The organism is Levilactobacillus yonginensis, assembly GCF_964065165.1.
GTDB classification, from domain to species: domain Bacteria; phylum Bacillota; class Bacilli; order Lactobacillales; family Lactobacillaceae; genus Levilactobacillus; species Levilactobacillus yonginensis_A.
Genome location: NZ_OZ061549.1, coordinates 1,410,188 through 1,431,473 on the forward strand (window position 1 = coordinate 1,410,188; position 21,286 = coordinate 1,431,473).

Here is a 21,286-nt window from a genome sequence, read left to right on the forward strand (position 1 = left end):
CCGGGATTAAGTGCCTGTTGACGCGTATTTCAACTAGATAAGCTTGAAGAGATGCTATAAGAAGAGGTCTGGAACTTTTTGCTCCAGACCTCTTCAAAACTATCTCGCTAATGATTAAGCCATTATCAACCTAATCCGTCACATTTTGAGCTACCTTTACCGTCGCATCAGCGGTAGTTCCACTAACCTTGTAAACCTGCTTACCGTCTTGCCAAGTCACGGAATTCGCTTCCTGATTCTCGTCTTGACTGTAGACAGTGACCGCTCCCGTGTCAGCACTCTTGGGGAGGTCTTTCTTAGAAAGTTGCCGGTTAACCTGCTTTGCAAACTGGGTTGGCGTCCCCGACTCATCAGCGTTACTGGTAACGGCCGTCACTGACCAGTCGCCCTTGGTCCAGTGAACGTAAGTGTGACCCATGGTGCCCTGAACCACGGCATGCGTTTGCTGGTTCAGCTTAACTGTAGCTCCAGCCGCACTACCGACGTAGTCCACCTGATCCCGCGCAGTGCTCGTTGTACCATAGGTTTTCCTCTGAAACGTTGCCGAATCTTCGTCGTTGGTGCCATCTGAGTAAGTCACTTTATAGTTCTGCTTGGTCCCACTTGCACTATCAGCCGTCAGTTTTGTACTGTCAGCACTGGCCGTTTTAGGCGCGGCCGTCTGTCCCACCGAGCTGATATCATTGGCGGCGTGCATTTGCATCATGGTGCCAGAACCTAACGCCAGAAAAGCTAACGTGGCCGTTACAGCCGTCATGATTTTTATTCGTCGTTGCATCTCTATTCAGCCTCCTTCATTATTCCGTCACGTGACTTTTAAGTGCCGTCACATATTTGCCATTACTCAAGACAAAGTAGCGGGAACCAGTCGACCGCTTTTTCACACCCGTGACCTTCAGTTTAGTCCCCTGCTTAACTGGCGTTGACCGGTTCGCCTTTTTGAAGGAAGACTTCGTGTATTCGTAGACTTTCTTCCTGGTCGTAATCTGCTTGGAAGACCCTAACGACTCGTAGTAGGCGTGATCGGAATACTTGCCGTTCCCAGAGATGTACCCCAAATTAGTCTTAATTCGATAGGAGTGGCCACTTGGAGCCTTGACCACTTTTCCAGCGACCTTGTCGCCAGCCACGTAGTAACTCCCCGTCTTCTTAGTCAAAGCAGCATCGGAATAAATATTTAGCCTATGCGTCAAATTAAAGGCCCCATGTTGGCCAACCCAATAACCGGTAGCGTCCTGAGAAAGGACCCATTTGCCTAATTCACTGATATACAAGGCTTGTTTCGATTTGGACCGGGTCAAGCGCTTCACTTTAGAAATTTTGTAGAACTTCTGCCGGTCTGAAGACGCAATCGCCGAGCCATCGGTATATTTCGTTGCGCCCTTATGTAGGTAGATGTGCTGGCGCACTTTATAACTGCTGTAGGCGTACGTCACGTGATTAAACGCTGTTGTCACACCATCCGTCCACCAAGTAATTGGGTGAACGGCGGTAACCGCCTTACTATTATCCGTGTACTCACTCAGCGCCGACAGATAATTGTGGTCCGTGTACTGCCACAAAGCATACGAAATTGTTGGCGTTGTTGAGTAGTTGGCAATCCACTGCGCATCAAAACTTTGTCGCGCCGCGTTGGCATAACTTGTCGCAAACGACTGATAAGAATAGAAAATCAATTTTTTATTCGTCAACGCACTCATTTCCGAATACCAAGCCTTAACGGCAGCGTTTGTAGTCCCAGAACTCACGTCATTTTCTTCAAAGTCCAACACGTAAAATTGTGCGTTTTTATTCGAGCGATTGTAAAAATCTTTAGCTTCCTGCTTGGCACTAGCCACGCTGGTAAAGCGGGCGTAGTCGTATTCCCCAAACGGGATGCCATACTTCACGTAAAGCGATGTATTATTTGCAGCATAAAGATCTTGATATGATGACCCGTATTGTCGCCGATTAATCACGAACGAAACCTGACTCTTTAAGTTGGCTACCTGGCTGGAAGACAGTTTGCCTTGCCATTCTGAAATATCCGGAATGGCCAAGGTACTGGCATGAGCAACTGTTTGGCCGCCCAAGCCAATCCCAATGAGGGCACTCGCAGCAACGACAGCCTGCGTTAGCCGCTTGGTCCAATGATGCTTGATCAACATAACTTGGCACTTCCCTATTTGAATTTGATGTGCCTACTCCTATTGATGCCTGTCACGTCCCCGACACCTGAAAACTCCCCGCTAACTGTTCATCACCTCGTTCCACCACTTTCTAAGATAGCCCTCTCAAATGTGCGCAACGTAACAACGTGATTGCAGTTCAGTTACCACATTTTACAATTATATTTATTACATAAGCGCTGTTAAATCAACGATATGCAGCATGGTTATTAACTTAAATTAGTTACCACCATCATCAAAAGGCAAGATCCACTCATCTTATGAATAATTGCGGCGATTGTTCGTGTTTAATAAAAATAATAATAAGGTCATTATTCTCGGCATAAGCCTAACTATCAAAATGTTTGTTCGTTAAATTAGTTTGTAAATTAAGGCAAATCCAATTCATGAATTATCCATAATATACGAATATTTATATTTTATTCCGGTTGATTGTTCAGCACAATTCGCGTATGATAAATCTAACGCAAAACGACTACAGGAGGTTACCTTATGCGCCGTGCCCTATTAAGTGTTTCCGATAAATCGGGAATCGTTGAATTCGCAAAAATGTTGACTGCCCACCAGTTTGAAGTTGTCTCGACTGGCGGCACCCAGGCTGTGCTGGCAGAAGCTGGCGTTGCCGTGACCCCCATCGAGGAGGTCACGCACTTTCCAGAAATGTTAGATGGTCGGGTCAAGACCCTGAACCCACTGGTTTTTGGTGGTATCTTAGCCAAGCGGGACAATCCTGAACACCAACAAACACTGGTTGACCACGATATCACTCCGATTGACTTGGTCTGTGTTAATCTATATCCCTTTGCCCAGACAATCAGTCAACCTAACGTCACCTTGGAAAATGCCGTTGAACAGATCGATATCGGTGGTCCCTCACTCATCCGTGCTGCCGCTAAAAACTACGCGGACGTTTTAGTGGTCTGCGATCCAGCCGACTACGATCAAATTGGAGAAGCTCTCGAGAATCACACGGATAACCTTCAGCTCCGTAAGCACCTAGCGGCCAAAGTCTTCCATCACACGGCCCACTACGACGCGCTCATCGCCAACTACTTGACGGACGAAGCAAAACCTGACACGCTGACTCTCACGTACGAACGCCAACAAGCACTTCGTTACGGTGAAAACCCACAACAAACAGCGACCCTTTACCGTGATTGCCAACCAGTACCTTTTTCCATTACCGCCGCTAATCAACTTCACGGAAAACCACTATCCTTTAACAACATCAAGGACGCCGACGCTGCCCTGGGTTTAATTCGTGAGTTTGATGCACCTACCGTTGTCGCTCTAAAGCACATGAATCCCTGTGGCATCGGATCAGCTGACGTACTGGAAACTGCTTGGGACAAGTGTTATGCTGCTGATTCCATGTCCATCTTTGGCGGTATCATTGTCTTAAATCGCCCAGTCGATCTCGCAACGGCAACAAAAATGCACAAGCTTTTCTTAGAAATTATCATTGCTCCCGACTTTGACGACGACGCCTACGATTTACTTGCTAAAAAGAAAAACTTGCGCCTGCTGACTGTCGACTTTACACACGCCAAAGATCCTGAAGCCGACGAGTTGGTCAGCATTCGTGGTGGCCTATTACGGCAAGAACGGGACAACGTCTTTGACGATCCCAATGAATTCAACGTTGTCAGCCACGCCCAACCAACTGCCGATCAGCTTGCAGCCATTGAATTTGGCTTAAAAGCAATTAAATTCGTCAAGAGTAACGCCATTCTTGTTAACACAGCAGATCAAACGTTAGGCGTTGGGCCCGGCCAAATGAACCGAATTGATGCCGTTAAAATCGCCGTAGGTAAGGCCGAAGAAAAGGACCATTTTGACCAAGGTGTCCTGGTCTCTGATGCCTTCTTCCCAATGGACGATTGTGTTGAATATGCCGCAAAACATGGTATTAAAGCCATTGCTGAACCCGGTGGTAGCATTAAAGACGAAGCATCCATTGCGATGGCTAACAAATACGGGGTCGCCCTGATTTTCACTGGCAACCGTCACTTCCGTCATTAAACTTTAAAATAACTCCGTTAGGCGTCATAGGCACTGGCTCTATGACGCCTAATTTATCTTCTCAGGCAATGTTAATCTCCCTTAAAAATCGCTTATTTTTGGAGGATTTCTCACCTTTAACCCCGCAATCGGTTTATCATAGTAGCTAATATATTAAAGGGGCTCCAGGGGGGGCTTTGAGGGAGATAAGTAAATCATGAAACTAGTCAGTGAACCACGGCTAACCATTGTGGTACCGTGCTATAACGAGGAACCGGTGCTGCAAACCAGCGCCCAGATTCTCAATGGGATTCTACAAAAGCTGATCACCACCAATCAAGTCCGCACAGATAGTAAGATCCTCTTTGTCGACGATGGTAGTCAGGACACTACGTGGGACTTAATTACCCAGTTAGGCCAGCAGAATGCTGTTTTTACCGGTCTAAAATTCAGTCGAAACTACGGCCAAGAGTCCGCGTTAATCGCCGGTATGGAAGTCGCCAATCGCCATTCAGATTTTATCATTACGATTGACGCCGACTTACAGGATGACCCTCAAATCATCCCCGACATGGTTACCCAAGCCCTACACGGCATCGACGTGGTCTATGGTGTTCGCAACGACCGAGCCAGCGATTCCTGGTTCAAACGAACTAGTGCGGAGGGGTTCTACTGGTTCATGAAGAAGCTCGGCGTTGAGCTGGTTCCCAACCATTCGGACTTCCGGTTGCTCACAAACCGGGTTGTGACCGCACTCATGGCGTGCAAGGAAAGCAACCCTTTCATTCGGGGTATCATCCCACAGCTAGGATTTCCATCAGCTAAGCTCTACTACAAACGCCAACCACGTCAGGCCGGCAAGTCAAAGTATCCACTACACAAAATGATTCAGTTTGCCCTAGATGGGATTCTGTCCTTCTCCATCGCGCCAATCCGGATGGTTCTGTACTTCGGCCTACTGGTCTGCGGTGGCGCCTTAGTTATGCTGTTATGGATTCTCATCCAGCACGCTCACGGCGATGTCGTGACCGGTTGGAGCTCTATCATGCTTTCCGTCTGGTTCTTAGGCGGCTTCCAACTCATCGCTATCAGTATTATTGGAGAATACGTGGGTCGGACCTTCACCGAAGTTAAGCACCGGCCCCGGTTTATCATTCAAACTGACACTTACTCCAAGACGTTTAAATCAACCGAATCAGCCAAGTCGCCACTCACTCGTCAAACAGTCACTAAATAAGGAGTCCGCTCATGAAAATTCGCCAACACCTAACTATTGGCTTAGGCGGTCTAATTAGCCTAACCCTATTTACAGTTTTTGCTTTAGCACTCTGGCCGGTCGTCGTTCGGGTCGATCACGATTGGCTCCAGCCCTTGGCCTTACTGATTGGTTGTGCTATTTATCTGGGTGGTGTGGGACTCCTTTTTCGCGGTCTACACCGGCTCAGCAAGCGTGCCAATCAGGCTGTCACCGTGGGACTCTGGTTGATTCTACTAGTTATTCAACTGTGGGTCGCAACCGCATGGATTGCGGCTCCTCGGGCTGACCTGTACTTTGTTCAGCAACAAGCCGTGTCGCTTCTCAAAGGGAGCTACGACTGGTTGCCTTACTTCTACACCTACCCGAACAATGTCAGTTATACCCTATTGCTAGCGGGGTTATTAAAATTAGCCAGTATGTTAGGCATTACTGACACCGGGGCCTTTCTAAACATCATTCAGTTCATCTGGATTGACCTAGGTGTGCTGGCTATTTGGCACGAACTTAAGCATCGTAGTCCCGCCCGATCCAACCTACTCATGGTTCTCGTCATCACGGCCGTTCCCTTATATGCTTACGGTCTTAACACATACAGTGACACGGCAATTCTACCGCTGGCGCTCTTCGCTATCGTTGCATTCAGACACCTTCGCCACGCCAACACGTGGCAACGAATTACCTGGTGGAGCATTCTGCTTAGTTTCGTCTTAACCGCTGCACTACTGCTTAAGCCCAACTTTCTCGTTCTAATCATTGCAGCACTAATGATCCTGTGGTTTCGCGCGAACCGGTCTCCTCATCAGGGAACGACTCGGTGTGTGGCCACCTTGCTTCTCTTAGCTACACTGGCCACTGGCACCGGACTAGCACATAACCTACAAAAATCCTATGGCTACCAGGTCGATCATGACCAGGCGCTTCCGGTAATGAGTTGGGTTGCCATGAGTTGGAACCCCAACTATTATGGCCAATACAATCGGCACGACGTCACCCAAATGATTAAGGCGCCCACGAAAGAAGCCAAAGCTACACTAGCCAAACAAACGCTGACCGAGCGGCTCCACAAACTAGGAGCCGGTGGTATTCTCTACCATTTAGTACAGAAAGCTCGACTCTTTATCGCAAATGGGACCTTCGATAGTTTCCAAATTAATCCTGCCTTCACTAAAGCTCCCAACTGGTACCGCCAGCACCGAGCAACCAGTGATTGGTTTCTAGCAAACTGGTGTCAGATTAGTTATTTGGCTCTGCTCTTGGTAAACGCAGGCTGGGGATGGCAACAAGTCCGTCGCCGTCACTTGTCAACTGGTTACCTCTTAGGCGGCGTCTTCGTCATTGGCTTGATTTGCTTCCACGTAATCTTCTGGGAATCAGAGGAGCGCTATGCACTCCCCCTTCTTCCCCTACTCCTCGCTGGAACCGCAGCCGGCTACCGCCAACCGTTGAATATTCTCCATTACTCAGAACGATCACGTTGGTTACCACTAGGAATGGCAACCGCTTTCACCGTACTTCTATCTCTAGCCGCTTGGCAAAGTAGCGGCTTGATGACCCATTCCAACAGTGAACCGGTCAGCGTTCTCAGCCAAAACGAGGGGCGCTACTATCAAAATCATCACCTCCGGCTCAAGCCTAATGCCAGTCTGACCCAGCCATTTTCGACTACGTTGCCATTTGATCAATTAATCATCAATAATGGCGAACGTTTCCCGGGTCAGCTGACGCTAAAAAAGGCCAACGGCCGAACCGTTTGGCAGTCTAAGGGAAAGACTTCCATGTTGGCCCAAACTTTTCCTGTGCAGCCAGCAGGCACGTACACCTTGACCGCTACGAATCATGGCAAACGACGGGTCAAACTCATCACAGCACCAGCCAATTATGACTTACTACCACAGTCCCTGATTGGCCATCCCAACCAGTATCTCCGTTTCGAGATCCAGCAAAGCAGTGTGGCCCCAGTCCTTTCCAACGGTAAATTTTGGTTACTCTTTGGCGGTATGTGGCTAGCTGGACTATTAGTGGTCGACCGCTTCTATTGGTATCGCCGCCATATTTAACTTTTTTGCTAAAAGACTTGCCTTAAGGTCACTCTAAGGGACTACGATGAGATACGTAGAGGTCAACCTCTTCAATCTAGTCCCTTCATCGGCAAAAAGGAGTCGAATCATATTTTGACAAAAACATTAAACCAACAAACATTTACGGGGGAACGGGTCCTCTTTCAGGCACACGACCTCCATATCACCAATAGCACCTTTGTCGACGGCGAATCACCATTGAAACACGGTGCTAATCTCACCATCGATCACACAATTTTTAAATACAAGTATCCACTGTGGTATACCAACAATGCCCAGCTCGACTACACAACGTGGCAGCCAGATGCCCACGCCGGCATCTGGTACACGACCAACCTCACCATGAGTAATTCAATGGTCCGTGCCACCAAGACTTTTCGGCACGCTAGTTATTTAAAAATAAACGATGTGACCTTTGCGGACGCTGGCGAGACACTCTGGTGGTGTGACCACGTCGAGTTGAACAACGTGACTGCTAGCGGCGATTACTTTGGTATGAACAATGATCACGTGGTGGCCAACAATCTGAAGATTACCGGTAACTACGCCTTTGATGGGAGTAAAAACGTTGAGGTCCACAACTCCACGTTCATCACGCACGATGCTTTTTGGAACTGTGATAACGTGACCGTGTACGATTCCACCATCATCGGCGAGTATCTGGCTTGGAACACTAAGAATATCACCTTCATCAACTGTTGGCTGGAAAGTGATCAGGGGCTGTGTTACGTTGAACACCTAACGTTAAAGAATTGTTCGCTGCTCAATACTGACCTGTCCTTTGAGTACTGTTCAGACATTGATGCCGACATCAATACCACCATTGATAGTGTTAAGAACCCTATCAGTGGTAAGATTTCTGCACCGAAGATCGGTCAAGTAATCTTTGACGATCCCCAGATTGACGCTTCGCGAACGACTATCACAACGACTGAGGAGGAACATAACTAATGCGTTATAACTTTTCTGAAATGGTCGACCGCCGCCACACCGCTTCTATCAAGTGGGACGTTAAGGACAAAGAGCTCCCCATGTGGGTAGCCGACATGGATTTTCGGACGGCTCCCGAAATCGTAGCGGCCATCAAGCAAAAGGCAGAAACCGGTATCTTCGGCTATGAAGAAGTACCTGCCGCCTACTTTGAGGCGGTTCAACACTGGTACGCCACCGAACACGACTGGGCACCCAACACCGACTGGATGCGTTTTGTAACCGGTGTGGTCCCAGCACTTTCATCAGCCGTGCGCCGCATTAGTCATCTTGGCGATAACGTACTGATTCAAGCGCCTGTTTACAATATCTTCTATAACTCCATTCTTAACAATGGCCGCCACGTCCTTTCCAGCGATTTAGTTGAAGATAAAGGAACCTACAGCATCGATTGGACAGACTTAGCGGATAAGATGGCAGACCCCCTCACCACCATGATGATTCTATGTAATCCACACAATCCGATTGGCCTCATCTGGCAACCGGCTGACCTCAAACGAATCGCAACCCTGGCGGCAGCAAACCATGTGACCATCTTCGCTGACGAAATTCATGGTGATATTACCGACCCTGGATATGGTTACACGCCGTTTGCATCCGTTAGTGATGACGCAGCCATGAATAGTGTTACCGCTGTGTCTCCCAGCAAAACCTTCAACGTAGCCGCCCTGCACGCAGCAACGTTGATTATTCCTAACGAAAATTTGCGTAACCAAGTCGACCGGGGAATCAACAGTGAGGAATTAGCTGAACCCAACGCCTTTGCCATCCCCGGGAGTATCGCTGCTTATACCAAGGGTGCTGACTGGGTTCATGAGTTAAATACCACCATCACGGCTAACAAGCAAATACTGAGCAAATTCATCGGCAACCAGCTACCAAAACTCCACGTAATTGCTGGCCACGCTACTTACTTGGTGTGGATTGACTGCCATGAAATCACGAATGACACCACCGCACTCTGCGACCACATTCGGCAAACAACTGGCTTATATATTTCAGCTGGCGAAGTTTACGGTGGTGACGGTCATCACTGCATTCGTATTAATGTTGCTTGTCCTGCTGAACGCCTCAAAGACGGCCTGAACCGTCTAGCTAAAGGTGTTGCCAGCTTTAAATAATGACCAAATCGATGACGCTTGTTAACTAACTTAACGGGCGCCATCTTTCTAACTGCAACCACATCGCAATTCTCAAACCGTCAAGCGCCATCCCGTCCGCTGACCATGCTATACTCGTTGAAACGACTGATTATTGAACTTCAGAGGAGGAACCTTGCATGCCTATTAACCCTGCCGACGCCCAAGACGTTTACCGTGATGCTGGTGACAATATCATGTTTACTACCTACTTGATTGACCGTGACCACTTAGATTCAGACCGTGACGCCCTCGCCGAGTTTGCCGACCGCCTAGCTGCCATCGAACGGAGTATGGCTATCCGTTATCCGGACGCCCAGTTGAAAGTGGCGTTTGGAATTGGGGCGACTGCTTGGCAACTCCTCTTTCCAACCGCTAATCGGCCCAAAGAACTCGTTGACTTCCAGGCGGTTCAGGGGCCAAAATACACGGCACCAGCCACACCGGGTGACCTTTTTCTGCATGTTCGGGCCAAAGAAATGGCCGTCGTCTATGAAGTCTTAGACCAGGCTCGCGAGTTTCTCCGTGATTGGACGACCGTCGTTGACGAAACACCGGGATTTCGGTACTTTGAAGGCCGCGCTATCATCGGCTTCATCGATGGCACAGAAAATCCGGCTGGTCCCGACGCGACACAATACGCCTTGATTGGAGACGAAGACCCAGAATTCAGCAACGGTTCTTACGCTTTCGCCCAAAAGTACGAACACAACATGGACGCATGGAACGCCCTCAAGACTGAAGACCAGGAGAAGTCGATTGGCCGACATAAGTTTAGCGACCGCGAGCTAGAAGATAATGAAAAGTTGCCTAATGCTCATAATATTGCTTCGCAGGACAACGAAGATGACATTGAACACAAAATTGTGCGCATGAACGTACCGTACGCCCTGCCTGGCCAAGGCATCGTGGGAACCTACTTCATCGGCTATGCTCGTCACTTCACCGTGACCCAGCGCATGCTGACTAACATGTTCAGCCAAAGTGACCGGCTCTTAGACTTCAGCACTCCCATCACTGGGAACGCCTTCTTCATCCCATCGCGCCGCCTACTTGAACGAATTGCCGATGGTGATTACTTCCCAGAAGCCTAACCAATCAATACTAATTTAAAACAGTAGCGGGTACGCCATCTACACGACGTACCCGCTATTTGCGTCTTGACACTGCTAGTCGCCCTTCAAGAAATTTTAAAATTTAACGCCGCATTACGCTCACAACCAATTGCGAGCGCATACAAATAAGCACTAAGCGTTGACCTTCCGGGAATATGGGGGTATGTTAGTAGGGTTGCCATTTCGATTAAGTCACGATTAGTTTGCGTTACTACGGGTAATCTCACTAATCAATTCATTCAATAAGGAGTTGAACCGTTTTGGACGAAACTGAAAGAGAACACGGACCTTGGCGTCGTAATCTGCGGGTTCTCTGGTTTTGTACGTTCGTTGCCGGCATGGCTTTCAGTGAAATCATGCCATTTTTATCGTTATATATTAGTAGTTTAGGTGATTACACCAAATCACAAGTCACCATGTACAGTGGATTAGTCTACGCGGCCGACTTCTTTGTCAGCGCCATCGCCTCACCACTTTGGGGTATGGTTGCTGACCGCAAGGGACGGAAACTCATGCTGCTTCGGTCTTCATTAGGTACGGCCGGTGCTATGGCATTGATGGGTTTTGCTACCAGCGTTTGGCAGTTGGTGGCACTGCGAGCCCTCCAGGGGGTCTTCGCCGGTTTCATTTCTAACGCGCAGGCCTTGGTGGCCTCGCAGACACCGCGGAATCACAGTGGGGCTTCCCTCAGCACTTTAATGACTGGTGTTACTAGCGGAATGCTGCTGGGCCCCGTCATCGGTGGTGTACTAGCACAGGTTTTCTCAATCCGATTAACTTTCTTCATCACCGCTGCTCTGTTATTCATCACCTTTATCATGAGCTGGGTCTTAGTAGAGGAAAAGTTCAAACCAGTTCAAAAGAAACCAGCGTCGGAACGCAGCCACAATCCACTGGCCGCCTTCCCGAATCCTAAACTAATTCTGGTGCTTCTGACATCGACCTTGATTGTCCAATTTGGGAACATTTCCATTTCTCCCATCATCAGTCTCTACGTCAAGGAACTGATGCACAACGTTGGTCCCATTACCGTGGTTGCCGGAGTCATTGCAGCCCTGCCCGGAATTTCAAACATCTTTGCCTCGCCACGACTAGGACGTTACGGTGATGAACACGGCTCTGGTAAGGTACTCATCTTCGGTTATGTTTTCGCGTTCCTGATGTACCTGCCACAAGGACTGGTCACCAGTGTCTGGGTCTTGGGGATTCTCCGGTTTATGATTGGTATTTCTGATGGGGCCCTGTTCCCTGAAATTCAAACGTTGTTGACCAAAAATTCACCGGTCGAGTTAACTTCCACCGTCTTCAGTTGGAACCAGTCCTTCCAAGCAATTGGAAACATGCTAGGATCACTATTAGGTGGGTGGATTGCCGGGGTCTTCAACTACAACGCAGTCTTCTTCTCAACGGCGGCCCTTATGCTGATCAACCTCGCGTTGATTTGGTGGCTCGTCCCAGAAATCCGCAAATCTAAGGTTCAATCGGCCGCTTAATGACCATTACCAAAATAGACGCTGTCGCAGAATGGCTTGATCTTTCAAGTCCTTCCGCGACAACGCCTATTTTTGGTCAAAAAGTTCTGGGAGCACCGTCTCCGGTCGGTCGAAACGCCACCCCGTGAGGCAGACCTGGGGCCTAAGAAACGGTCCCCAGGGCGACTTGAAGCCTTCAACCCAAGTCTTCAAGCTCGGCCAGTCCTCTAAGATCGGGAAGTTCACCCGATCTTAGAGGACCGACACGGGGTTCTGTTCCTACCGACCTGCGACTCCCACTGGTTTAAACCAAAAAGACACGCTCACTAAGGCTCGGATAGTTCTGAGGTGAATAAACTCACCGCCCAAATTTTCAGTACTTCATGCATTCACCAATATGGCAAACAGCAACCTGCGTTTTGATTGAATATCGACTACTCCAAATCATCCTCACTACAGGTGCCCGCACCCCACTACCGTAACCGGAGGTCGCCAGAAATGGTGGCTGCTGTGTCGGTGTTCTTAGTCTGATGAACTTGCGGACTTAGAACACGGAATGAGCTTGGAAACTCGGCAATTTTTTCGAGATTTCAAGTCGAGGAGTAAGACCGCTTCTCAGGCTTACTCCGGTCCCCACAGCAGACGCCATCCCTGGCAACCGCAGGTGTTGTACTTACCCCGCGAACTTAGTTAGGGGCACGTCAGCATCGTCGCTCCCAAAAACCTTAACGGGCGCTGGGTTAATTGCCAACAGCGTGTTGATTTCGCCAAAGCCATCCACGAGGTCAAAGTCCAGGCCAGCCGTCATTAGTTGCCGCCGGGCATCTCTGATTTGGCCGGGCAATTCCACAATGTCGTCAGTTCGACCGACCAACAACCGGCGCGCTCCAGCAGCCTGGGCCGCGGTAATCAGCGTTGACACCGTCTGGGTTAATTTGATAGTTGGCACCAAGGCCACCACCATATCTTGGTCGAGCATGGCGGCCGTTAAGCCACCCTCGTCCAACGTCTCACCGGTCAGTGCCATGACAGATTGCGGTAAGTCGACCGCACTCGGCGTGTACACGGTTAAACTCACGTGACTATTTTGACTGAGTTGGCGGACAAAGGTTTGGCTGGTCGTGTCTAACGCCCCAGCGAGCAGGATTCTTTTCAAGGTCATAACTCCCTTTCGTTTTGATGATGTTTCTTAGTATAAGGGGTTAGACTTAGTCGAAGGCAAGCTCTATTTTTAAAATAATTTCCGCTGAGTTTAATAAGAAATTTCTTATTAAAAATTCATTTTTCCTAGGAATTTTTGAAGGCGGTTCATTGCTTACTGCTATACGGGATAAGGGCTTACGTGAATTCGTTCACACTCACATACCATCAACACTCACAATAGTTATCTTTTGGATTACGGGGGTAATTCGTGTACAATGAGTACTAATCGAGAGTTGAGAATTCAAATACGACCGGTCCCCAGGTTGCTTCGTGACTAACGCGTGCTGCCGGCACACCGATCGTTATTTTTACGCCGAAGAATTGTCGGCGAATGTGACACCATCACACAGGAGGTTAATCTATGCTACTTTCAATGGAACATCTACGTAAAGAATATCCTAACGGTAAAATAGCCGTCGACGACTTCAACTTAGAGGTCGACCGCGGCGAATTTATTGCCTTCATTGGGACGTCTGGTTCCGGTAAGACCACGACCATGCGGATGATCAATCGCATGCTCAACCAAACTTCCGGTACCATCAAGATCAACGGTAAGGATATTTCCAAGATGGATCCAGTCAAGCTCCGGCGGTCAATCGGCTACGTGATTCAAAACACCGGGCTGATGCCCCATATGACCATTCAAGAAAACATTGAAATGGTGCCGAAACTATTGGGTTGGTCCAAGGAAAAGCGCGAAGAACAGGCACATAAGATGATTGCCCTGGCACAGTTACCAGATGAAATGCTGCAACGCTACCCCGGAGAGCTATCCGGGGGGCAGCAGCAACGGATTGGGGTCGTCCGCGCCCTAGCTGCCGATCAAGAGCTTATTTTAATGGATGAACCCTTTGGGGCTTTGGACCCCATCACACGTGAATCACTTCAGGACCTGGTTAAGCACTTACAAGAGGACCTCGGCAAGACCTTCATTTTCGTCACCCACGATATGGATGAAGCGCTGAACCTCTCAACCAAAGTCGTGATCATGAGTCAAGGGAAGCAGGTCCAGGTCGACACACCCGAAAATATTCTCCGTCACCCCGCCAACGAGTTCGTCACGAACTTGATTGGAGAGGAACGCCTGATCAGAGCACAACCAAACATCCTGACGGTTAGTCAGATCATGTTAAAGAACCCTGCCGCTATCACGCCTGACAAGACGTTGGAAGACGCCATTGATCAAATGCATGAGCGGCGAGTTGATACACTGTTGGTTACCGACAAGGACAACGTCTTGCAAGGGTTTGTTGACTTAGATGACATCAACCGTATCGCAGACGCCCACACGCCGGTCAGTCGGTTCACGCAAGATCGGGTTTTCTACGTTAAAGCAAACGCGTTGATCGGTGACACTGTTGACCGTATCTTGAAAAAGGGTGTGAAGAACGTACCCGTTGTCGATGAGAAAAAACACTTAGTCGGCATCGTTACGCGGACTGCCCTCGTAGATATCGTCTACGATGCCTTACGCGGCGCACCTGACGCTAATGAGAAACCAGCTTCACCAATTAATGCTGACATCCATGCTGCCGCAACCCGTGAAGGAGGCGAAATGCCACAATGATGCACTTTTTAGCAACTTATGGGACTCAACTGCTCAGTAAGACGGGGCAACACCTGTTGATCTCCGCAGCTGCCCTGGGGCTAGGTGTCATCGTGGCCGTTCCGCTGGGAATCTTACTCACCCGCATGAAACGCGGCGCTAACCTGGTAATGTCACTGGCCGGGGTGCTGCAAACCATCCCCGCCATGGCCCTGTTAGCGATGATGATTCCTATCTTTGGTATCGGCTCCACACCTGCCATTGTGGCCCTCTTCATTTACTCGTTGTTACCGATCCTCCGCAACACTTATTTAGGCATGCAGGGGGTCTCACCGACCGTCCGGGATGCCGCTAAAGGGATGGGCATGACCTGGTGGCAAATGATGACCCGCGCCGAGATTCCGTTGGCCGCGCCCGTCATCATGTCTGGGATTCGGCTATCCGCCACCTACGTGATTGCCTGGGCCACACTGGCTTCCTACATTGGTGCCGGCGGTCTCGGGGACTTCATTTTTAATGGGCTGAACCTTTATCGATCCGACCTGATTCTTGGCGGCTCAATTCCCGTTATCCTGTTGGCGTTACTCGTCGACTATCTGCTGGGTAAAGTGGAACGCGCTGTCATGCCCAAGCCATTACGATAGGAGGTCCGTTATGCGAAAACATTTACGCAAATGGCTCGCCGGACTTCTGGTAGTCATTGCAATATTACCGTTAAGTGGTTGCAGCTTCAGTTTACCTGGGCTATCCGGTTCGGGCGACAACACCGTTCGTATCGCCTCTCAGAACACAACTGAGCAGCAGATCATGGCCTACATGATTCAAGGCATGATCACCCACTACACCAAATTAGATTCAACCATCATCAACAACCTGGGCTCTGGTAACGTTAGTTTCAATGCCCTAAAAAATAAGCAAGCTGACATCTCGTCCATCCGATTCTACGGGACCGACTTAACGACCGTCCTGAATGAGAAATTCGAACGGGACCCCGCCAAGGTCAAGTCGACCGTCAAAGATGAATTTCAGAACCGTTACCATATGACCTATCTTAAGGATTATGGGTTCTCAGATACCTACGCCTGGATGGTCAAGCAGAGCTATGCCAAGAAACACAACCTGCAGACCGTCAGCGACTTGCAAAAACTTTCACCCAACATGACCGTCGGGATTGACCAAATCTGGCAGAACCGTCAAGGAGACGGCTACCCCGCCTTCCAGAAAATGTACGGTTTCGGCTTTGGTAAAGTTTTACCGATGCAGACTGGACTGCTCTACGATGCACTATCTGCCGATAAAATGGACGCCATCTTGGGTTACTCCACCGATGGCCGGGTCTCCAGCTATCATTTGAAATTGCTAAAGGATGACAAGAACTTCTTCCCGCCTTACGATGCCGCACCGGTTGCGACCGACGCCATCCTAAAGGCCCATCCGGAATTGAAGCCCGTCTTAAACCGGTTGGCTGGCAAGATTTCCTTGAAGACCATGCAGACGTTGAACTACAAGGTGGACGACCAACTCGAAGAACCACAGACCGTGGCCAACGACTTTTTGAAGGCGCACCACTACTTTGAAGGGGGGAACGACTAGTATGAAAGACATGGATCTGTTCAATCAGTTAATTTACTATTTCAGCCATAACGGGATGTACGTCCTCAGTCAATTCAACCAGACGTTCCTGGTCTCCATCTACGGCGTGCTCCTGGGCGCCATTGTGGGGATTCCGCTGGGGATCTGGATTTCCCAGTACCGGCGGCTCTCACCAGTGATCATCGGGATTGCGAACGTGATTCAGACGGTGCCTTCACTGGCGATGCTGTCGATTCTGATGTTAGGCTTAGGACTCGGGGAAAATACGGTGATTGCGACCGTCTTCCTCTACTCCCTCTTACCCATCATCAAGAACACCTATACTGGGATGCTCAGTGTCGATGGTGACGTACTGGACGCTGGTAAAGGAATGGGGATGACGCGGTTCCAAGTCATGAAGACCATTCGGATTCCACTGTCGCTCTCCGTCATCATTGCTGGGATTCGTAATGCGCTGGTTATCGGAATTGGGATTACCGTTATCGGCTCGTTCATCGGTTCCGGTGGGCTCGGAGACATCATCGTCCGCGGGACCAACGCAACGAATGGTGGGGCAATCATCCTGGCCGGTGCCTTGCCAACCGCTTTAATGGCAATCATCACCGACCTGGTACTGTCCTTCATCGAAAAACGCTTAACGCCGAAGACTTCTTCGGAGGGTTAATTTTAATTTGTTTGACGTCAGTATGCCGCTTGGGTATGCTGGCGTTTTTTGTTTGCTCCTAAATTGTTAGTCTTAGATCAAAGTGCAGGTAGTGGGCAGTTGGCCGCCTGTGGCTGCCAGGTAGTACGCTGTGGGGCAACCCATGTTCTAAGCGGCAAAACCGCTAAGAACATCGACACTGCGCACCACCTGGCCTCCTCCGGCTCTGAATTGCGTATCAATTTGAACGAGACCAATAAGTATCCAACTGGCGCATGATAACCTAACTAAAACACTAAAGGAGATGGTGAGGTGCACAGCGTCCGCCAAATGGGCATCGACTTCTCCGTCGGCACCCTCAACTTTTTAGCTAACATTGGCATCATGCTGCCCTACATCCTGATGCTACTAAAGTATCAACAGACCCAGAGTGAGACGTTTCTGATTGCCCTGGTTGCCTTCTACATTTCCCGAGCCGCCAGCATCTTCTACACCAAGCGGCTCAACCTGCGTTCTACGACCTATCTCATCGTGAGTCTAGTCTTTGGGGCCGTCGGTAGCCTGACGTTTGCCCTAAACAGTGCCGTTGGCTGGCTGATTGTCGGCAGTCTGTTGTGGGGCTACAGCGCCGCCACAATTTGGCCGTATTTTCTGACCGTCAAGCTCCACCTAAGTACCAGTTCCGGCTTCAAAATGAAGCGGCTTTACTGGGCCATCTTTCTAGGGCTGGGCCTCATCCTCGCTGTTGATCTGGCAGTGGGTCTCAATTACTCGCTGACTTTCATCCTGCTCGCCGTACTCTACTTGGCCGCAGTGCCCGGTGGCATCCTGCTTGATAACTTTACCAATGACTTTTATCAAAACCGCCATCTGCGGCCCCACCGGCTCCATCAAATTTGGCGGTGGGTGTTGTCCCTGATTGGGTTCGCAGCAATTGCCGTCCTGACCACTCTACGTAAGCAAAGCCTCAACCTCCCCGGCGGGCTGCTCTTGACGATCATTGCGGTGGCCCTCTTGGTCTTGGCCATCGAACTGTATAGCGACCGCCACGTGTTGCCCAACTACAAGATTCGCCTACTGAACCGCGGTTTTCTGGTCAGCCTGGTTTTGCTCTTCAACGGTTTCTTTGCCTACTTCTATTTTGGCACTGTTGGCATGTACGTGGTGTTTGCCCTGTATCTCGTCGGTTTTGAGACGGGTTACCCGGTCTTTCGTAAACTTGGTCACGGTGACCCCACTCGCGCTCTGAAGTACAGCCAAGTGGCTCTGGTGGCCGGTCACCTTTTTCTCCTGATTCCGTGGTGGCCAGCTTATGCGCTTGGCATCCCGTTCATCACCCTCTTCGTGGGCTACGATAACCCCACCATCAACGCCACCCTCTACGGCTTACCAGAAATCGATAGCGACACCGCTATCGTCCATAAATACCGGTTCTCCACCTATGGTGGTCTACTCTGCCAGCTAGTGCTCTTCGGACTCCTGATTGTCGTCAGCACGGTTCAGGGAACGTCTATTCTGGGATTCTTCAAACCCACGACAATCGCTAATTTCTGGCTGTATACTTGGACGTTAAGCTGGCCGTTGATCCTGATTTCCTTGGGGATTTCGATTGGCAATATTTGCCATGACCCTCATGAGGAGCAATCTCGTTAGGTATATCAGCATGCTGCTATCTAAGTGTGACCAAAAATAACACCGCGTTTAGGAAAAGATCCCAACCGCGGTGCTATTTTATGGCCTAATCCCCGATAACATGGAAAAGATTAATGCTTAGACCATTTCCAAGTCGGATGCCAACCGTACCCTTTAGAGGCATGGTGCATTGAATTGATAATAGTTAAGTAAATATTGTTGTTCGAATAATATGTAACGGTATGTTTATTTTTGAACTCCGGCATATACAGACTATCCATAGCATTTTCAGAATCACGGAAACTGTTGTTAACAACCTTGGTATGATGCGGTTTTACCGTAACGTACTTGTGAGGCCGATTGACATGAAAAGTTGAATCTTCATTATAATCATTATCTAACGGTGCAAAATAAAGTTTGGAAAAGTAGAATCTGACCGATTTTTTACTGCGATTCTTGATCTGAGTATCGTAAACCGCAACATTGTTCCAAGTGTTCGGGTTATTTGAAACGTGGCTCAGATGCCGATTGAACTTAAACCGGACGTAAACCCCGTGATAGGATGAGCCCCTAGCAATCGAACCATAATTGATGGTCTTAGCATTAGCGGTAGTTGAGGTCGTAGCTAATCCTAACCCCAGCGAAACCATTGCTAGACCAATAAATACAATGTTTCTTTTCATGTTCCAGCCCCCAATTTAATTACTCTTAAAAGAATATCATGGATACTAACAGTTTAATAGAACCAACATAGACGGCTAGGACAAAATCCTAACCACCGCTGCTGGTTCTATTTGTTCAATCGAAAGCTAGTCCCCAACACAGGCGATGCCGTCACAAACTGCCCATTACGTGGTGAGGTGATAGGACTGGTTAAAAAACTGGGGTGGCATGAATCGCTACACAGTTTTTCTGTTATCCGTTATAAATTATGGAGAAATCCCAGCCCCACCGTTCCCGAGTACTCAAAAACGTTAATCTACAGCAAAGTTACCCGTTTCCCCGCTAAAGCAATCAAACCATCATCTACCAGAAGTCCCAACTGGCGACTCAAAGTCTCCGGCGTAATACCCAGAAAACTAGCCAATTCCTTCTTCCGAACCGGCAACTCAAATTGTGCCGCCTGTTTTTCCCGACCGATCTGCTGGAGATAAGCCAATACCCGATTCTTAGATTTTAAATTACCAGTCAACGCTGACACGGACTCCAGTTCGGTTAGCCGCTCACCTAGGATATTCAACAAATTAAAGGCCACCGCGGGTTCCCGATGCATCAATGATTGAAAATCGTCCCGTCTGATGGAACAAATTTTAGCGTCCTCGACGACCTCGGCATAGTTAAAGTGATTCCGATTGGCAAACAGTGCCGCTTCGCTATCAATGGCACCATCCCGCAACATGTAGAGCACCTTCTCCTTACCATTTTCGTTGAGCTGATAGACTTTGACCCGTCCCTGATCGACAATCATCATTCGGTCAAGCTTGGTGGTGGGATCGTACAACACAGTCCCCTTCTTCACGGCCTGTTGGTGAACGGAAATCTTCGCCAGTTCAGCAATTGCAGCATCGTCCAATCCGCGAAAAATTGGGGCGCCCTGGACACATTTAAACGGTGAATGGGTCATCTTTTTCTTCCTTTCTTGATAATTATCAATTTTTTATTATTAGAATCATTATATACTAAGCTCATCAATTCGAGGAGGCTTTTCACATGAAAATTTATCAAGCAAATATCGTCCCATTAAATGACCAAGTTATTGGTACTGCCGCCCACGGGACGGCCCTGTTCACCGTCAATGGCGGCTCACTGACCATCAACATCGAGATGTTCGATACGCCAGCCAATCTCCAACACTGGGAACATTTTCACGGTTTTCCCGATGGCAAGCCGGCTGAAATTGCTACGGCTGCTCAGGACGTCAACCACGATGGCTTTGTCGACCTCCCCGAAACCGGTGCAGTATCCGGAACCACAATGGTCCCTTTCAACGACGCTCCTCACGAGATGGACATTCCCAACGATGCCTACCCAGTATCCGACGCCAACGGCTACTTCGCGTACACTAAAGTGGTGCCCCTAGCTGCCCTGAGTAAAAAGTTCAAGGAAACCTTCAACGATAGTGACCTAGAACTTGATAAGCGGGTCATCTACATTCATGGTGTCACAGACGATGTAACGTTGCCAGAGACAGTTGCTGGGGCAGTCGGCCACTACTCAACTCACGTAACGTTACCCATCGCCGTCGGCAAGATTACGGCGCTCAACTAATGACTCGTCGAAAAACCTGGCGATTGATTGCCGTCATTTTTTACTTTGCCGTCTTCCTACTGGTGGCTTTCCATCAAGATATGCTCGCCATGTACGGCATGGCCCTAGGGATGTTGGTGGAAGCATTGATGCAATTCATTCAAAAATAGCCAACTAAATAGAGACCCATCACGGGAACCA

General features: G+C 49.1%; 19 protein-coding genes. 14 read left to right on the forward strand and 5 right to left on the reverse strand.

All coding sequences use genetic code 11. The features are described from left to right. Positions 1–130: 130 nt before the first annotated feature. Entirely contained in the window at positions 131–778 is a 648-nt protein-coding gene (locus AB3Y94_RS06785) for a hypothetical protein (RefSeq protein ID WP_367295572.1), read from the reverse strand. Positions 779–797: 19 nt separating this feature from the next. After that, positions 798–2,147, reverse strand: a complete 1,350-nt coding sequence (locus AB3Y94_RS06790) for a GH25 family lysozyme (protein ID WP_367295573.1) — start codon at positions 2,145–2,147, stop codon at positions 798–800. Between the two features lie 513 nt (positions 2,148–2,660). Here AB3Y94_RS06790 and purH point away from each other — a divergent pair. The 7 genes from purH (at position 2,661) to AB3Y94_RS06825 (ending at position 12,242) form a co-directional block, all read left to right on the forward strand. Beyond that, complete coding sequence (gene purH, locus AB3Y94_RS06795) at positions 2,661–4,190, forward strand: bifunctional phosphoribosylaminoimidazolecarboxamide formyltransferase/IMP cyclohydrolase (RefSeq protein ID WP_367295574.1); 1,530 nt, start codon at positions 2,661–2,663, stop codon at positions 4,188–4,190. 196 nt (positions 4,191–4,386) lie between these two features. Continuing rightward, entirely contained in the window at positions 4,387–5,406 is a 1,020-nt protein-coding gene (locus AB3Y94_RS06800; RefSeq protein WP_367295575.1) for a glycosyltransferase family 2 protein, read from the forward strand. Positions 5,407–5,417: 11 nt separating this feature from the next. Continuing rightward, entirely contained in the window at positions 5,418–7,484 is a 2,067-nt protein-coding gene (locus AB3Y94_RS06805; RefSeq protein WP_367295576.1) for a hypothetical protein, read from the forward strand. Between the two features lie 114 nt (positions 7,485–7,598). Then, a complete protein-coding gene (locus AB3Y94_RS06810) occupies positions 7,599–8,456 on the forward strand; it encodes a DUF3737 family protein (protein WP_367295577.1) in 858 nt (285 codons plus the stop codon). Continuing rightward, positions 8,456–9,616: a MalY/PatB family protein gene (locus tag AB3Y94_RS06815; protein WP_367295578.1), complete on the forward strand. Its 1,161-nt coding sequence runs from the start codon at positions 8,456–8,458 to the stop codon at positions 9,614–9,616. Before AB3Y94_RS06810 ends, AB3Y94_RS06815 begins: the two co-directional genes overlap by 1 nt. Before the next feature lie 158 nt (positions 9,617–9,774). Beyond that, the gene (locus tag AB3Y94_RS06820; protein WP_367295579.1) at positions 9,775–10,728 is read left to right on the forward strand and encodes a Dyp-type peroxidase; all 954 of its coding nucleotides are present in this window, start codon (positions 9,775–9,777) and stop codon (positions 10,726–10,728) included. 281 nt (positions 10,729–11,009) lie between these two features. Further along, complete coding sequence (locus AB3Y94_RS06825) at positions 11,010–12,242, forward strand: MFS transporter (protein WP_125694654.1); 1,233 nt, start codon at positions 11,010–11,012, stop codon at positions 12,240–12,242. Positions 12,243–12,894: 652 nt separating this feature from the next. Here AB3Y94_RS06825 and AB3Y94_RS06830 read toward each other — a convergent pair. Then, the gene (locus tag AB3Y94_RS06830) at positions 12,895–13,377 is read right to left on the reverse strand and encodes an NAD(P)H-binding protein (RefSeq protein ID WP_367295580.1); all 483 of its coding nucleotides are present in this window, start codon (positions 13,375–13,377) and stop codon (positions 12,895–12,897) included. A 408-nt stretch (positions 13,378–13,785) separates the two neighbouring features. Here AB3Y94_RS06830 and AB3Y94_RS06835 point away from each other — a divergent pair, with 408 nt between their 5' ends. The 5 genes from AB3Y94_RS06835 to AB3Y94_RS06855 all read left to right on the forward strand — a co-directional run bounded on the left by AB3Y94_RS06835 (position 13,786) and on the right by AB3Y94_RS06855 (position 18,859). Continuing rightward, positions 13,786–14,991 (forward strand): betaine/proline/choline family ABC transporter ATP-binding protein, encoded by a 1,206-nt coding sequence (locus AB3Y94_RS06835; protein WP_367295581.1) that lies wholly within the window; start codon positions 13,786–13,788, stop codon positions 14,989–14,991. Continuing rightward, positions 14,988–15,614, forward strand: a complete 627-nt coding sequence (locus AB3Y94_RS06840; RefSeq protein ID WP_367295582.1) for an ABC transporter permease — start codon at positions 14,988–14,990, stop codon at positions 15,612–15,614. The genes AB3Y94_RS06835 and AB3Y94_RS06840 overlap by 4 nt, the downstream gene beginning before the upstream one ends. Positions 15,615–15,624: 10 nt before the next feature. Continuing rightward, positions 15,625–16,563 (forward strand): osmoprotectant ABC transporter substrate-binding protein, encoded by a 939-nt coding sequence (locus tag AB3Y94_RS06845; RefSeq protein WP_367295583.1) that lies wholly within the window; start codon positions 15,625–15,627, stop codon positions 16,561–16,563. Between the two features lies 1 nt (position 16,564). Continuing rightward, the gene (locus AB3Y94_RS06850) at positions 16,565–17,227 is read left to right on the forward strand and encodes an ABC transporter permease (protein ID WP_125681599.1); all 663 of its coding nucleotides are present in this window, start codon (positions 16,565–16,567) and stop codon (positions 17,225–17,227) included. Positions 17,228–17,518: 291 nt separating this feature from the next. Further along, a complete protein-coding gene (locus tag AB3Y94_RS06855; RefSeq protein ID WP_125681601.1) occupies positions 17,519–18,859 on the forward strand; it encodes a hypothetical protein in 1,341 nt (446 codons plus the stop codon). 110 nt (positions 18,860–18,969) lie between these two features. Here AB3Y94_RS06855 and AB3Y94_RS06860 read toward each other — a convergent pair whose 3' ends face one another. Further along, entirely contained in the window at positions 18,970–19,521 is a 552-nt protein-coding gene (locus tag AB3Y94_RS06860) for a hypothetical protein (protein ID WP_125681603.1), read from the reverse strand. Between the two features lie 296 nt (positions 19,522–19,817). Then, on the reverse strand, positions 19,818–20,462 hold the full coding sequence (locus AB3Y94_RS06865; RefSeq protein WP_125681605.1) for a Crp/Fnr family transcriptional regulator: 645 nt from the start codon (positions 20,460–20,462) through the stop codon (positions 19,818–19,820). 86 nt (positions 20,463–20,548) lie between these two features. On the opposite strand from AB3Y94_RS06865, the gene AB3Y94_RS06870 reads away from it, so the two are divergent. After that, positions 20,549–21,106, forward strand: a complete 558-nt coding sequence (locus AB3Y94_RS06870) for a hypothetical protein (protein ID WP_125681608.1) — start codon at positions 20,549–20,551, stop codon at positions 21,104–21,106. Then, a complete protein-coding gene (locus AB3Y94_RS06875; protein ID WP_164506418.1) occupies positions 21,106–21,255 on the forward strand; it encodes a hypothetical protein in 150 nt (49 codons plus the stop codon). Before AB3Y94_RS06870 ends, AB3Y94_RS06875 begins: the two co-directional genes overlap by 1 nt. The last annotated feature ends 31 nt before the right edge of the window (positions 21,256–21,286 follow it).

Excerpts from the sequence above, each read along its gene's own strand:
- AB3Y94_RS06785 (WP_367295572.1), bottom strand. The coding sequence starts at position 778 with ATGCAACGACGAATAAAAATCATGACGGCTGTAACGGCCACGTTAGCT.
- AB3Y94_RS06790 (WP_367295573.1), bottom strand. The coding sequence starts at position 2,147 with ATGTTGATCAAGCATCATTGGACCAAGCGGCTAACGCAGGCTGTCGTT.
- purH (WP_367295574.1), top strand. The coding sequence starts at position 2,661 with ATGCGCCGTGCCCTATTAAGTGTTTCCGATAAATCGGGAATCGTTGAA.
- AB3Y94_RS06800 (WP_367295575.1), top strand. The coding sequence starts at position 4,387 with ATGAAACTAGTCAGTGAACCACGGCTAACCATTGTGGTACCGTGCTAT.
- AB3Y94_RS06805 (WP_367295576.1), top strand. The coding sequence starts at position 5,418 with ATGAAAATTCGCCAACACCTAACTATTGGCTTAGGCGGTCTAATTAGC.
- AB3Y94_RS06815 (WP_367295578.1), top strand. The coding sequence starts at position 8,456 with ATGCGTTATAACTTTTCTGAAATGGTCGACCGCCGCCACACCGCTTCT.
- AB3Y94_RS06820 (WP_367295579.1), top strand. The coding sequence starts at position 9,775 with ATGCCTATTAACCCTGCCGACGCCCAAGACGTTTACCGTGATGCTGGT.
- AB3Y94_RS06835 (WP_367295581.1), top strand. The coding sequence starts at position 13,786 with ATGCTACTTTCAATGGAACATCTACGTAAAGAATATCCTAACGGTAAA.
- AB3Y94_RS06840 (WP_367295582.1), top strand. The coding sequence starts at position 14,988 with ATGATGCACTTTTTAGCAACTTATGGGACTCAACTGCTCAGTAAGACG.
- AB3Y94_RS06845 (WP_367295583.1), top strand. The coding sequence starts at position 15,625 with ATGCGAAAACATTTACGCAAATGGCTCGCCGGACTTCTGGTAGTCATT.
- AB3Y94_RS06850 (WP_125681599.1), top strand. The coding sequence starts at position 16,565 with ATGAAAGACATGGATCTGTTCAATCAGTTAATTTACTATTTCAGCCAT.
- AB3Y94_RS06860 (WP_125681603.1), bottom strand. The coding sequence starts at position 19,521 with ATGAAAAGAAACATTGTATTTATTGGTCTAGCAATGGTTTCGCTGGGG.
- AB3Y94_RS06865 (WP_125681605.1), bottom strand. The coding sequence starts at position 20,462 with ATGACCCATTCACCGTTTAAATGTGTCCAGGGCGCCCCAATTTTTCGC.
- AB3Y94_RS06870 (WP_125681608.1), top strand. The coding sequence starts at position 20,549 with ATGAAAATTTATCAAGCAAATATCGTCCCATTAAATGACCAAGTTATT.
- AB3Y94_RS06875 (WP_164506418.1), top strand. The coding sequence starts at position 21,106 with ATGACTCGTCGAAAAACCTGGCGATTGATTGCCGTCATTTTTTACTTT.